At 66.3% G+C, this 12,949-nt stretch carries 11 protein-coding genes and 1 tRNA gene; 2 read left to right on the top strand and 10 right to left on the bottom strand.

Features of this window, described 5'->3' with window-relative positions:
* Positions 1-42 precede the first annotated feature (42 nt).
* The 3 genes from ilvC to ACKTT0_RS14415 form a co-directional block, all read right to left on the bottom strand.
* The gene (gene ilvC / locus ACKTT0_RS14425) at positions 43-1,059 is read right to left on the bottom strand and encodes a ketol-acid reductoisomerase (RefSeq protein WP_028356518.1); all 1,017 of its coding nucleotides are present in this window, start codon (positions 1,057-1,059) and stop codon (positions 43-45) included.
* Between the two features lie 64 nt (positions 1,060-1,123).
* Complete coding sequence (gene ilvN, locus ACKTT0_RS14420; RefSeq protein ID WP_407850544.1) at positions 1,124-1,615, bottom strand: acetolactate synthase small subunit; 492 nt, start codon at positions 1,613-1,615, stop codon at positions 1,124-1,126.
* Between the two features lie 11 nt (positions 1,616-1,626).
* Positions 1,627-3,342: an acetolactate synthase 3 catalytic subunit gene (locus ACKTT0_RS14415; RefSeq protein WP_407850543.1), complete on the bottom strand. Its 1,716-nt coding sequence runs from the start codon at positions 3,340-3,342 to the stop codon at positions 1,627-1,629.
* A 449-nt stretch (positions 3,343-3,791) separates the two neighbouring features.
* Between ACKTT0_RS14415 and ACKTT0_RS14410 the strand changes: the two genes are divergently transcribed.
* Positions 3,792-6,011, top strand: coding sequence for an FUSC family protein (locus tag ACKTT0_RS14410; RefSeq protein ID WP_407850542.1), 2,220 nt, complete (start codon positions 3,792-3,794; stop codon positions 6,009-6,011).
* 38 nt (positions 6,012-6,049) lie between these two features.
* Here ACKTT0_RS14410 and ACKTT0_RS14405 read toward each other — a convergent pair whose 3' ends face one another.
* From ACKTT0_RS14405 to ACKTT0_RS14395, 3 genes are read right to left on the bottom strand one after another with little or no spacing between them, the layout of a single operon-like run.
* The gene (locus ACKTT0_RS14405) at positions 6,050-7,285 is read right to left on the bottom strand and encodes an MFS transporter (protein WP_407850541.1); all 1,236 of its coding nucleotides are present in this window, start codon (positions 7,283-7,285) and stop codon (positions 6,050-6,052) included.
* A gap of 13 nt (positions 7,286-7,298) precedes the next feature.
* Positions 7,299-8,069, bottom strand: a complete 771-nt coding sequence (gene yaaA / locus ACKTT0_RS14400; protein WP_407850540.1) for a peroxide stress protein YaaA — start codon at positions 8,067-8,069, stop codon at positions 7,299-7,301.
* 39 nt (positions 8,070-8,108) lie between these two features.
* Complete coding sequence (locus ACKTT0_RS14395; RefSeq protein ID WP_407850539.1) at positions 8,109-8,891, bottom strand: 3-hydroxybutyrate dehydrogenase; 783 nt, start codon at positions 8,889-8,891, stop codon at positions 8,109-8,111.
* Positions 8,892-9,498: 607 nt separating this feature from the next.
* Here ACKTT0_RS14395 and ACKTT0_RS14390 point away from each other — a divergent pair.
* Positions 9,499-9,589 (top strand) — tRNA-Ser (locus tag ACKTT0_RS14390).
* Positions 9,590-9,675: 86 nt separating this feature from the next.
* Here the strand turns inward: ACKTT0_RS14390 and ACKTT0_RS14385 are convergent.
* From ACKTT0_RS14385 to ACKTT0_RS14370, 4 genes are read right to left on the bottom strand one after another with little or no spacing between them, the layout of a single operon-like run.
* Positions 9,676-10,632, bottom strand: a complete 957-nt coding sequence (locus tag ACKTT0_RS14385) for an AraC family transcriptional regulator (RefSeq protein ID WP_407850538.1) — start codon at positions 10,630-10,632, stop codon at positions 9,676-9,678.
* 60 nt (positions 10,633-10,692) lie between these two features.
* Complete coding sequence (locus ACKTT0_RS14380; RefSeq protein ID WP_407850537.1) at positions 10,693-11,385, bottom strand: glutathione S-transferase N-terminal domain-containing protein; 693 nt, start codon at positions 11,383-11,385, stop codon at positions 10,693-10,695.
* A 54-nt stretch (positions 11,386-11,439) separates the two neighbouring features.
* Positions 11,440-11,985: a carboxymuconolactone decarboxylase family protein gene (locus tag ACKTT0_RS14375; protein WP_407850536.1), complete on the bottom strand. Its 546-nt coding sequence runs from the start codon at positions 11,983-11,985 to the stop codon at positions 11,440-11,442.
* A 37-nt stretch (positions 11,986-12,022) separates the two neighbouring features.
* Complete coding sequence (locus tag ACKTT0_RS14370) at positions 12,023-12,640, bottom strand: nitroreductase family protein (protein WP_407850535.1); 618 nt, start codon at positions 12,638-12,640, stop codon at positions 12,023-12,025.
* Positions 12,641-12,949 lie beyond the last annotated feature (309 nt).

Below are 12,949 nucleotides of genomic sequence, written 5' to 3'. Positions count from 1 at the left end.
CAGGCTCCCGCCAGGGTGCCTGACACCAATGGCGCGAGCCGGTCAGTTCTTGGACTTGTCCACCAGCTTGTTGGCGGCGATCCAGGGCATCATGGCGCGCAGCTTGCCGCCGACCTGCTCGATCTGCGATTCGGCGTTGATGCGGCGGCGCGAGGTCAGCGTGGGGGCGCCAGCGGCGTTTTCCAGGATGAACTTCTTGGCGTATTCGCCGGTCTGGATGGCGACCAGAGCTTCGCGCATGGCCTGGCGGGTCTGTTCCGTGACGATCTTGGGGCCGGTCTCGTATTCGCCGAACTCGGCGTTGTTGGAGATCGAGTAGTTCATGTTGGCGATGCCGCCTTCGTAGATCAGGTCGACGATCAGCTTGAGCTCGTGCAGGCACTCGAAATAGGCCATTTCGGGCGCGTAGCCGGCTTCCACCAGGGTGTCGAAGCCGGCCTTGATCAGCTCGACGGTGCCGCCGCACAGCACGGCCTGCTCGCCGAACAGGTCGGTTTCGGTTTCTTCGCGGAAGTTGGTCTCGATGATGCCGGCGCGGCCGCCGCCGTTGGCGCTGGCGTACGACAGCGCCACGTCGCGGGCGGAGCCGGACTTGTCCTGGTAGACGGCCACCAGGTGGGGCACGCCGCCGCCCTGCGAGTAGGTGGAACGGACGGTGTGGCCGGGCGCCTTGGGGGCAATCATGATGACGTCGATGTCATCGCGCGGCACGACCTGGCCGTAGTGCACATTGAAGCCGTGGGCGAACGCCAGCGCGGCGCCGGCCTTGATGTTGGCATGCACTTCGTTGCGGTAGACGGCCGCGATGTTCTCGTCGGGCAGCAGCATCATGACCACGTCGGCGGCCTTGACGGCCTCGGCCACTTCCTTGACTTCCAGGCCGGCGTTGGCGGCCTTCTTCCACGAGGCGCCGTCCTTGCGCAGGCCGACCACCACCTTCACCCCCGAGTCGTGCAGGTTCAGCGCGTGGGCGTGGCCCTGCGAGCCGTAGCCGATGATGGCGACGGTCTTGCCCTTGACGAGGGACAGGTCGCAGTCTTTGTCGTAGAAAACTTTCATGTCGTGTGCTCCGGATTTATTTGATTCAGCTTGATGTTGATAGGGTGACGCCCGGACGGGTCGATCAGATTTTCAGGATCCGTTCGCCGCGCCCGATGCCGGACACGCCGGTGCGCACGGTTTCCAGGATGGCGCTGCGGTCCAGGGCGTCGATGAACGCCTGGATCTTTTCCTGCACGCCGGTCAGCTCGATCGTGTAGGACTTGTCGGTGACATCGATGATGCGGCCGCGGAAGATGTCGGCCATGCGCTTCATTTCCTCGCGCTCCTTGCCGACCGCGCGCACCTTGATGAGCATGAGCTCGCGCTCGATGTGCGCGCCTTCGGTGAGGTCGACCACCTTGACCACGTCCACCAGGCGGTTCAAGTGCTTGGTGATCTGCTCGATGACTTCGTCCGACCCGACCGTGACCACGGTCAGGCGCGACAGGGTGGCGTCTTCGGTGGGTGCGACCGTCAGGGTCTCGATGTTGTAGCCGCGCGCCGAGAACAGCCCGACCACGCGCGAGAGCGCGCCGGGTTCGTTTTCCATGAGCACGGAAATCACGTGTTTCATGATCGCCCTCCTTACAGGTCTTCAGAGCCGAGCAGCATCTCGGTCAGCCCGCGGCCGGCCTTCACCATGGGCCACACGTTCTCGGTGCGGTCGGTGATGAAGTCCAGGAAGACCAGGCGATCCTTGTGCTTCTTGAATGCTTCGCGCAGCGCCGGCTCGACGTCGGCCGGGCGCTCGATGCGCAGGCCCACGTGGCCGTAGGCCTCCGCCACCTTGACGAAGTCGGGCAGCGAATCCATGTACGACTCGGAATAGCGCGAGCCGTAGTCGATCTGCTGCCATTGCCGGACCATGCCGAGGAAGCGGTTGTTCAGGCAGATGATCTTGGGCGTCAGGTGGTACTGGTGGCAGGTGGACAGTTCCTGGATGTTCATCTGGATGGACGCCTCGCCGGTGATGACGGCGATGTCCGCGCCCGGATTGGCCATCTGCACGCCCATGGCGTACGGCAGGCCCACGCCCATGGTGCCCAGGCCGCCGGAATTGATCCAGCGGCGCGGCTTGTCGAACTTGTAGTACTGCGCGGCCCACATCTGGTGCTGGCCCACGTCGGAGGTGACGAAGGCGTCGCCGCCGGTCACTTCCCAGAGCTTTTCCACCACGTACTGCGGCTTGATGACTTCGTCCGAATTGGCGTACTTCAGGCATTCCTTGGCGCGCCAGGTGTCGATCTGCTGCCACCATTTGTCCAGCGGCGCCGGCTTGGCGTCGGCGCGCGCGATGTCGTACTGCGCGCTGAGATCGGCCAGGACGTCCTTGACGTTGCCGACGATCGGCACGTCGACCCGCACGCGCTTGGAGATGGACGAAGGATCGATGTCGATGTGGATGATCTTGCGCGCGTTCTGCGCGAAGTGGCGCGGGTTGCCGATGACGCGGTCGTCGAAGCGCGCGCCCACCGCCAGCAGCACGTCGCAGTGCTGCATGGCCATGTTGGCCTCGTAGGTGCCGTGCATGCCCGGCATGCCGACGAACTGGCGGCTGGTGCCGGCCAGCCCGCCCAACCCCATCAGGGTGTTGGTGCAGGGCGCGCCGAGCTGCTCGACCACGCGGCGCAGTTCGGCAGCCGCGTCGGACAGGATGACCCCGCCGCCGGCGTAGATCATGGGGCGCTCGGCGGCCAGCAGCATCTGCACGGCTTTCTTGATCTGGCCCTGGTGACCCTTGTTGACCGGCGCGTACGAGCGCATGGCGATTTCGCCCTTGGGCGGCGCGTACTTGCAGGGCGCCAGGCTGACGTCCTTGGGGATGTCGACCAGCACCGGGCCGGGACGGCCGGTGCGGGCGATGTAGAACGCCCGCCGCATGGTCTCGGCCAGGTCCTTGACGTCGCGCACCAGGAAGTTGTGCTTGACGCACGGCCGGGTGATGCCGACGGTGTCGCATTCCTGGAACGCGTCCTCGCCGATGGCCGCCGTGGGCACCTGGCCGCTGATGATGACCAGCGGGATCGAGTCCATGTAGGCGGTGGCGATGCCGGTGACGGCATTGGTGACGCCCGGCCCGCTGGTGACGATGCACACGCCGACCTTCTGGGAGGCGCGCGAATAGGCATCGGCCGCGTGCACGGCAGCCTGCTCGTGACGCACCAGGATGTGCTGGAACTTGTCTTGCTTGAAAATCGCGTCGTAGATGTACAGCACCGCGCCGCCAGGGTAGCCGAAGACGTGCTCGACGCCCTCATCGGCCAGGCAGCGCACGACGATATCGGCGCCTATGGTTTCCATGTTGTATTCCTTTCAGTACCGGCCCTGTTTTCCTGACCGTTGCACGCCCGGATACGGCGGCAACTGAACCCGGACCGGTACCGGCAACATGACCCGGCGCTTTGTGGCTCACGGAGCCACGCCACCCGGACACCCTGCCGACCCGGCACGCGTTCGTCGGGAACGCAGCGCAAACGCCCCTGGGGGACGCTGGAGGTCGAAATGGAAGCCTTGGCAACACACGCTTGTGGCGCGGCCAACGGCAGTAATTGCTGGGGCGCAGCACCCGGAATGTAGCCCGGGCGGCGCGCTTGCCTGGGCGCCGGCATCGGATAGGCAGGCCGGCGCAAGGCAGCAAATTTACCGCGTTGCGGCATCGGGAGCAAATCGGCTGCCGGGGCCGATCCGGCCCCCAAAACCCGCGCATCTTTCTATACTTGTCCGGTCGCCCTTCAAAAGCTGCCCCGTCCATGGATTTGCGCATTGACAGCATTCCGCGTTTTCTCTACAGCCACTACTTCTTCGGCGGCGTGCGACAAGGCGTGGGCATGCTGCTGCCGGTGCTGGTGCTGGGCGGACTGTTCGGCGAGTACAGCTTCGGCCTGGTGGCCACGTTCGGGGCCCAATGCCTGGCCATCATCGACCAGCCGGGCGGGCCGCAGCGGCACCGCACCAACGAGATGCTGGGCGGGGCGCTGCTGGCCACCACCACGGTCACCATCACCGGCGCCGCGTCCACCTACCCCGTGCTGCTGTGGCTGGCGGTGATCGGCCAGTGCTTCCTGTTCTCGATGTTCTCGGTGTTCGGCAAGCGCGGCGGCCTGATCGGCTTTGCCGGCCTGCTGATCATGACCCTGACCATGCACTCGCCGCTGGCGCCCAGCCAGGTGCTGGCGCACTCGGCGGCCACGCTGGGCGGCGCCCTGTTCTACCTGGCCTTCAGCCTGGGGTTCAGCCGCATCTTCTGGCTGCGCGAGGAACGCCAGGCGATGTCCGTGGCGCTGTTCGCCACCGCCGACTACATGGCGGCGCGCAGCCGCTTCTACGACGAGACCACCGATCTGGACGACACCTACCGGGCGCTGATCCAGTCGCAATCGATCATGACCGAGCGTCACCAGGCCGCGCGCGACATCGTGCTGCGAACCCTGCCGCGCGGCCACGGCTACCGCGACCGGGAGCGCGTCATGCTGTGGAACATGTTCGTGGACATGCTGCAGCTGCTGGACACGCTGGTGGCGACCCACACCGACTACGCTTCGCTGCGCCGGGCGCTGGCGGGCCATGATTGCCTCATGTTCATGCGCGACGCGCTGACCAAGATGTCGCTGGAACTCAACCGCATCGCGCTGGATGTCTCGCGCGGTCGGCACGTGCAGTACCGCAGCAGCACCAAGGCGGAACTGCGCGCCATCGAATACGAGATCGAGCAGTTCAAGCGCGATGGCATGGGCGAGCGCGAGCCGGAAATGCTCGCGCTGATCGTGCAGGTGCTGCGGCGGCTGCGCAACGCCGCGCGCATCGTCGGCAAGCTGGCCGACCACACCGCGGCCCGGCCGGATGCGCAGCCCACCAGCGAACTGCGCATCGACAAGTCGCTGACCCGCTTCATGTCGCGCCAGGAATTGCGCCTGGGCATGCTGACCAGCAACCTGCGGCTGGATTCGCCCTACTTCCGCTATGCGATGCGCGTGGCGCTGGCCGCCGCCATCGCCCTGGGCGTAACCGGCCAGTTCATGGGCGCGCAATTCGCGACCGCGCACAGCTACTGGGTGCTGCTGACCATCATCATCATCATGAAGCCCGGCTTCGCCCTGACCCGCCAGCGCAACGGCTGGCGCCTGATGGGCACGCTGATCGGCTGCCTGCTGGCGCTGCTGCTGTTCCACTTCACGCAGCGCCCGGCGGCGCTGTTCGCCGTATTGCTGGTGGCGTGCATCATGGGCAACAGCCTGGTGCAGCTCAATTACATGGCCAGCGCGATCTTCAATACGCTGTTCGTGGTGATGGTGTTCCACTTCGTGGCGCCGGGCACCGTGTCGATGGAAGTGATCGGCGAGCGCGCCCTCGACACCGCGCTGGGCTGCGCCATCGCGCTGGTGTGCAGCTATGTCCTGCCATGGTGGGAAGCCCGCTACATGAAGTCGCTGGCGCGGGCCGCCGTCAACGCCAACCGCGAGTACCTGCGCACCGGCCTGCGCTATGCCGAGGCGGTGCGGGCCCAGTCGCTCGAGGCCCAGGCGTCGGCCGACACACTGTCGGTAGCGGACGCCGACATCGGCTGGCGGCTGGCGCGCAAGAACGTGCACATCGCCTTCAGCAATTTCGCCGAGGCCTTCTACCGGATGATGAGCGAACCGCGCTCGCACCAGGCCAATGTGCCGGAGTTCAACAACCTGTTGATCCAGAATCACATCATGGCCTCGCAGATTACCGCGGCCATCCCCTTGCTGGCCGGCCTGAAGCAGCCGCCCGAGTCGATGCAGCAGGCATTCGCCGGCATGGCCGACCTGCTGGACGAGAACCGGCCGGCGCCGGCCGAGCTGCCCAGCCAGTTCGACACCGGCGGCGAACTGGCCGCGCTGGCCTATCCGTTGAAGCAGATGCTGCGCGCCGCGACGCAGATCCGCCAGGAAATGGCGGCCATCGCCGACCCGCCGCGCGGCCGTCCGGCGGTGGCGGCGGCCTGAGCGGGCGTCAGACACCCTTTGGGTGTCTGGCACCCTTCTCAGGCGCCCCCGGTGTCCGACACCATCGTATTGCGCCGGCGCTTCGGCCAGAAATACCAGGCCGCCGCCGCCACTTGCAGCGCCAGCACCACGCCCCAGGCCGAGAGATGCGCCGCGGGCGGATACGCCCCGCCCTGCCGGGGCCAGAGGTCGACGACCCAGCCGATGCCGACCTGGCACAGGAAGATGGTCAGGAACATCAGCAGGTTGGTGGTGGAGGCGACGCGGCCCAGCAGTTCTGGCGGGAACTCGCCGGCCAGCAGCGCATAGACCAGGATGTTGGCCGAGCCGAACGCGCCATAGCAGGCCCACAGCACCTCCGGCGCGATCGGCGCGCGCGCCATGATCAGCGCCTGCGTGGCCAGGAACAGCAGCATGCAAAGGCCGCCGAAGCCATACAGCCCCAGCCCCAGCCGTTCCATGCGGCGAGCCATGGCGCCCAGTCCCACGTTGCCGGCCATCATGGCGAAACCCAGCAGCGACACCAGCGCGGCGGCGTGCGCGGCGTCGAAGCCGTTGACCTCGATCAGGTAGGGCCGCACCCACAGCGACTGCACGCCGTAGAACGCCCCGCCGGTCATGACCGGCAGCGAGACCAGCCGCCAATAGCGGCCGTCGCGCAACAAGGCGCAGGTGCCGCGCCATTGCTCGGCCAGGCCGGGCGGATGACGGTGGCGGGCCGCCTCGCGCGGCGCGCCGAACCAGATCAGCGCCGAGACGGCCAGCGTGAAGAACGCCAGGCCGATGCTGACAGCCTGCCACGAGGTGCGTCCCAGCAGCCATGACAAGGGCGAACCGACCAGCACCCCGCCGAGCCCTCCAACCGCCATGACCAGCCCGTTGATCATGGGCAGGCGCGCCAGCGGAAAGGTCTGGGCCAGGGCCTGGAAGGCCGCCCCCAGGCACACGCAGACGCCCGCGCCGATCAGCAGGCGCCCCGCCATCAGGCCCGCCAGCGAATCCGACAGGCCATACACCAGCGTGCCGGCCGCGGCCACCACCAGCATCAGCGCGTTGACGCGCCGCGGCCCCCAGGTGTCGAGGAACAGCCCGGCCGGGATCTGCATCAGCGCGAATCCCAGGAAGTACAGGCTGGTCAGCGTGCCCAGGTCGGCGGCCGACAGGTTCAGTTCCTGGGTCAGGTACGGGCCGAAGCCGATGTTGACGCCGCGGAACAGGTACGAGACCAGGTATCCCAGCGAAAAGAACAGGAAGACGCGCAGGCCGGCGGGCATGGTTGGCGGGCGGTCAGGCCTTGCGACGGAACACCAGCTTGTCCGCCGTCGACGCCGAAGCGTCGTAGGCGTAGCCCTCGCTGTCGAAGCCCTGCAGGCCCTCGGGCCTGGCGACCTTGTGCTCGATGGCGTAGCGCGCCATCAGGCCGCGCGCGCGCTTGGCATGGAAACTGATCACCTTCCAGGCGCCGTTCTTCCAGTCCTGGAACACGCACTGCACCACACGTGCCTTCAGCACCTTCTGGTCGACCGCCTTGAAATACTCTTCCGAGGCCAGGTTGACCACGATGGGCGACCTCTTGCCGGCCAGCCGTTCATTGAGGTGATCGGCAATGGCGCTGCCCCAGTATTCGTACAGGTTCTTGCCCTTGGCAGTGGCCAGGCGCGTGCCCATTTCGAGCCGGTACGGCTGCATCAGGTCGAGCGGCCGCAGCACGCCGTACAGGCCGCTGAGGATGGCGACGTGTTCCTGCGCCCAATCCAGCCGCGCGGCCGACAGGGTGCCGGCCTGCAGGCCCTCGTAGACGTCGCCGTTGAACGCCAGCACGGCCTGGCGGGCATTGTGCTGGGTGAACTTGCGCGACCAGGCGGCATAGCGCCCCACGTTGAGTTCGGCCAGGGCCGGGCTCAGGCTCATCAGCTCGGCGACGTCGGACGCCGACAGGGTTTTGAGCACCTTGATCAGGGCGGCGGCCTGGTCCACGAAGAGCGGCTGGGTATGGTGCTCGATGTGGACCGGCGTGTCGTAGTCCAGTTTCTTGGCGGGGGAAAGCAAGAACAGCATGTTGCGGGGTTCCTTGGTTTTCTGTGCGTGAATGCGGGATCAGCGCGCCGTCCAGCCGCCGTCGACGGAGATCGTGGTGCCGGTGATCTGGGCCGCGGCGTCCGATGCCAGGAACACGGCCGTGCCACCCAGTTGTTCGGGGGTCACGAATTGCAGCGACGGCTGCTTCTCGCTCAGCAGCTCGCGGGCGGCGGCCTCCTGGTCGACCTGCTGTTGCCCGGCCAGGGCGCTGATCTGCTTCTCGACCAGGGCGGTGCGCACCCAGCCCGGGCAGATGGCGTTGGCGGTGACGCCGGTGCCGGCGGTTTCGAGCGCGGTGACCTTGGTCAGACCCACCACGCCGTGCTTGGCCGCCACGTAGGCCGATTTGCTGGCCGAGCCCACCAGGCCGTGCGCCGAGGCGATGTTGATGATGCGGCCCCAGCCCTGCTTCTTCATGTGCGGCAGCGCGGCGGCCGAGCCGTGGAACACCGCCGAGAGGTTGAGCGCCAGGATGGCGTCCCATTTCTCGACCGGGAAGTCCTCGATCAGCGCGGTATGCTGGATGCCGGCGTTGTTGACCAGGATGTCGATGCGGCCCAGCGACTGCACGGTGTTGCCGATCAACTGGCGCACCGCCTCGCCACGCGACAGGTCGGCGCCGTCGTACAGCACCTGCACGCCATGCTCGCTGGCCAGGCCGGCCCGCACTTTCTCGATCTCGGCGGCATCGCCGAAGCCGTTCAAGACGATGTCGGCGCCCTGCTGGGCGAACGCGGTGGCGATGCCCAGGCCGATACCGCTGGTGGAGCCGGTGACGACTGCGACTTTTCCTTTGAGCATGCGAATTCTCCTGTGTGGGATCGGGCCGCGCCCGGGATGGAAGGCCGGGCTCAAGTGTAGCCGCCGCGGGCGTTACGGAGTTGGCGTCGGTCGTGCCGGGAGGTTGGTGTTCTGTTGAGGCGAGCCGTGGAGGTTCGTAGGGCGTCCAGGCCGGGGTTGGGGCGGGCGGGCCACGTCGCTCGGCTCGGGCGCGCCATCAGGCGCCCTCGGCCCCCTACGGGGGCTGCCCTCGCTCCAACTGGCCGGCCCGCCCCAACCCCGGCCTGGACTTACAGCGGTGGCATGCGCTGCGCCGCTGAATTGTCGGGGGAGGGGCTTGTTGGTGTCAGGCACCCCTGCGCACGGTCTTGCATGGCGAGACGACGGGCATGGGGGTGTCTGACACCGACATGAGGCGCCAGCGTGCCGGCCAGAGATGCCGCGGGCTGGCAGGGACAGCCGCCCGCCCTGCCCCAGCGCCGAGACAGGTCGCGATTTTTTCTGCTATAGTTGCGGTCTTCGTTTTTTCGGAAACGGAGGTCCGGACGTCTGCCAGGCGACCACGGCGCCCCGCGCCGCAGGCAGCGTACCCGCCGGGTGGCATCATCCGGCAAGGAAAGCGGACACCGGAGAGGTGGCAGAGTGGTCGAATGTACCTGACTCGAAATCAGGCGTACGGTTTCCCCGTACCGTGGGTTCGAATCCCACCCTCTCCGCCAGTTTTTGCCCAGGCAAGCCCTGACCAATACGAAAGCCCCGTAAATTCACCGAATTACGGGGCTTTTTCTTGCTGGGGCCCGGCGCGTTATTGCGCGTCGCCCGGCAGCCTGCGCCATTGCCCCGGCGTCATGCCCATCCTGTCGGCGAACACCCGGCGGAATGCCGCCACGGATTGATACCCGACCGACTCGGCCACGGCCTCGGTGGTCCGCCCCGGCTGCTTCAGCGCGTTGGCGGCTAGGCTCATCCGGATATCGGTGAGCAGCTCGATGGCCGAGCGCCCCAGCTTGTCCTGGAAGTGCCGCATGAAGGTGGCGCGCGACATACTGCACAAGCCGGCCAGCTCGGGCAGGCTCCAGGGCCGCGCCGGATCGGCAAGCATGGCCGAAATAGCCGGGGCAAGACGCGAATGGCCCGCCAGCGCCAATAAGCCCGCCGGGGCCTGCTCGGATTCGCTGGCCGCGCGGAGCACCAGGGCGAATAACGCCGAGGTGAGCGCATTGAGCATGGCATATCCCCCCAGCCGGCCGCTGGCCGATTCCGCCCGCATCAGTCCTACCAGGCTGGCGAGGTGATTCGCGGCGGACCCGGCGGCTGGTCCGCCGTCGCTGTTCATCGCCTTCACCACCAGGTTCGGGGGCAGATAGTCGCGAATCAGCCGGTCATGCGGCGGCTCGATGAAAAATCGCCCGCACAACATGTCCAGGCGCTCGCCCTGCCCGTCATTTTCCTTGAGCATCCATCCCCAGGCGCCCTGGCGGTCGTGGACCCGCCCCGGCGGTTGCCCGCTGCCATCGTGCAGTACGTGCGCCGAGCCGCTGGGCAGCAGCACAATGTCGCCGTCCGTGAGTTCCCGGGCTGTCCTGGTGTCTGGGTGCTCGATGATGGCCCGGCCCTTGAGCACGATGTGGTACGGGATCTCGTGCGCCTCGGACCGGGGCCAGGCCACGCGCCATGGCGCACCGTAGACGCAGCGGACTTCCAGCCGCCCCGTGACGGTGATGATTTTCAGAAGATGGCTCAGCCAGTCGACTTCGGACATATGAACACGTGCTCGAGTGCTTCCAGATCGTATGGTAGCTGCGCGGCGACCGGCCGGGCCCTAGGCCGCCGCCTTCAGCCCGCGCTGCACTCCCGGGCGCGCGAGACCTTGCGCGAGCCACCGCTGGACGTGCCTATAGCGGTCGAAGCCGACAATCTCCCCAGCTTCATAGAACCCGATCAGGTTGCGCACCCAGCCCAGCAACGAGATGTCGGCGATGCTATAGCCGTCGTCCATCACCCAGTCCCGGTCCGCCAGCCGGGCGTCGAGCACGCCGAGCAGCCGCGCCGATTCCCTCGCATATCGTTCCAGGGGCCGCTTGTCCGCATATTCCTTGCCGGCGAACTTATTGAAGAACCCGACCTGGCCGAACATCGGCCCGACGCCGCCCATCTGCCACATCAGCCACTGTATCGTCTCGTAGCGCGCGGCGGGATCGGTGGATAGGAGCCGCCCCGTCTTGTCGGCGAGATAGATCAGGATCGCGCCAGACTCGAACAAGGCCAGCGGCCGGCCGCCCGGCCCGTGGGGATCGTAGATCGCCGGAATCTTGCCGTTGGGATTGAGCGCGAGAAACGCGGGCTCATGGCTCTCGTTCGCCGCAATGTCGATGCGGTGCGCCTCATAGGCCAGGCCTGTTTCCTCCAGCATGATGCCGACCTTCACGCCGTTGGGCGTGGGCAGGGAAAATAGCTGGAGCCGGTCGGGATGCCGGGCCGGCCAGCGCGCGAAAATCGGATGATCGGGCAACACTTGCGTACTCCTGGATAAGCGGCCGCGCCGCGCCCCGGCGCAGCCGGACTGTTTTCAGACCGCGCCAGCCGGCGCCACGGCGGGAAAGTCCTTCTCGGTATCGAACACGTTATTGAAGAAGTTCGTCAGGGAATACATGGCCACCAGCGCGACAATCTCCATGATGTTGGCATCCGTGTAGCCGGCATCGCGGACAGCAGCCAGATCGGTGTCGCCGACCTTGCCACGGGTCTCGATAACCCTGCGGGCGAACTGGATAGCGGCATCCCGCTTCGGATCATTGGCATGGCCCTTGCGCGCGAGCACCACCTCGTCGGCCGGCAACCGGGCCATGTGCTGGGCCGTATAGCTATGGACCGCAAGGCAGTAGTCGCAACCGTTCACTTCGGACACGGCCAGGCCGATGCTGTCGCGCGTCTTCACGTCGAGCGCCTTGCTCAAGGAGCCGAGCAAGGTGGCCCAGGCGTTGAACGCAATCGGGCTCTGCGCAAAAGCCGCCATCATGTTGGGGGTGAACCCGAGGTTCCTGGTGAATGCGTCGAGAGTCGCTTTCGACTCGGCGGGCAGCTGTTCCGGCTTGAGGGCGATGGTTCTGGTCATGGAATTTCCCCTTAGGTTGTCGAGTGGGGTTGAGGGGTTAAATAAGGTCCAGCACTTCGTCCACGGGACGGCGCGGCTTCTGGGCCCAGTTGCCGGAACGTTCCGCCCCGATGGACAGCAGCATGACCGGCACCTCGTCCTCGGCCAGACTGAACTCGCTGGCTACGGCATCGGCGTCGAAACCGATCATCGGCGTCGATCCCAGGCCCAGCGAACGGGCCGCATAGATCATTGCCGCCGCACCGAAGGTGCCAGTGCGCACGGCCTCGTCGCGCTGAAGCTGCGGGTTGTCGGCATACAGGCCGCGCGCGGGGTTTTCCCATTCCGGCACCATCGCCGCCGGCATGACGCCCGCTTGCACCAGCGGCGCCAGGCGCTCGGGGATGACGCTGGAATCGGCCAGTACGCCGCAGACGATGAATGTCACGGCCGCATCGGTGATAGCGGGCTGGTTCCAGGCGATCGGCAGCAGCCGCGCCTTGGCTTCGGGCGTGCGGACGGCGATAAAACGCCAGTTCTGCATGTGGAAAGAGGTGGGCGCGGTGGTGCCGATGCGTACCAGCTCGCGGATCTGGTCATCGCTCAAAACGGCGGCCGGGTCGTAGTACTTGGCCGCGCTACGGCTCAAGATGCATTCAATGACGGCGTTGGTCACGGTGGGTCCTATGGGCGGAGGTGATTAGGAGCCTCCACTGTAGGATCATTGAATGCGCATTTCGAGACTGAATTAGCTCAATAAAATGCCTAAAAGGATCACTTTGAGCAGACAGCCGTAGGTCCGTCTGCGTTGACCATCTTCCTGTAGTCCAGCGCAGCGCTCGCCAAGAAACCCACTAAGTTCGTGAATTAGAAGGAACGTCGAAGACAAAAACATTGACGTCGCGATCGCCCCGCGCTGGAACTATTTTCATTGACACTGACTTTGTCGCTGAGGCGCACACTTAAGGATGACGTGCGATTTTGT

Source organism: Bordetella saccharivorans, from assembly GCF_045862855.1.
Taxonomy (GTDB): Bacteria; Pseudomonadota; Gammaproteobacteria; order Burkholderiales; family Burkholderiaceae_B; genus Bordetella_A; species Bordetella_A petrii_F.
This window is presented reverse-complemented; position numbering and strand designations above follow the sequence as displayed.

Coding starts and splice junctions, on each gene's coding strand:
- ilvC (WP_028356518.1), bottom strand. CDS start 1,059: ATGAAAGTTTTCTACGACAAAGACTGCGACCTGTCCCTCGTCAAGGGC.
- ilvN (WP_407850544.1), bottom strand. CDS start 1,615: ATGAAACACGTGATTTCCGTGCTCATGGAAAACGAACCCGGCGCGCTC.
- ACKTT0_RS14415 (WP_407850543.1), bottom strand. CDS start 3,342: ATGGAAACCATAGGCGCCGATATCGTCGTGCGCTGCCTGGCCGATGAG.
- ACKTT0_RS14410 (WP_407850542.1), top strand. CDS start 3,792: ATGGATTTGCGCATTGACAGCATTCCGCGTTTTCTCTACAGCCACTAC.
- ACKTT0_RS14405 (WP_407850541.1), bottom strand. CDS start 7,285: ATGCCCGCCGGCCTGCGCGTCTTCCTGTTCTTTTCGCTGGGATACCTG.
- yaaA (WP_407850540.1), bottom strand. CDS start 8,069: ATGCTGTTCTTGCTTTCCCCCGCCAAGAAACTGGACTACGACACGCCG.
- ACKTT0_RS14395 (WP_407850539.1), bottom strand. CDS start 8,891: ATGCTCAAAGGAAAAGTCGCAGTCGTCACCGGCTCCACCAGCGGTATC.
- ACKTT0_RS14385 (WP_407850538.1), bottom strand. CDS start 10,632: ATGTCCGAAGTCGACTGGCTGAGCCATCTTCTGAAAATCATCACCGTC.
- ACKTT0_RS14375 (WP_407850536.1), bottom strand. CDS start 11,985: ATGACCAGAACCATCGCCCTCAAGCCGGAACAGCTGCCCGCCGAGTCG.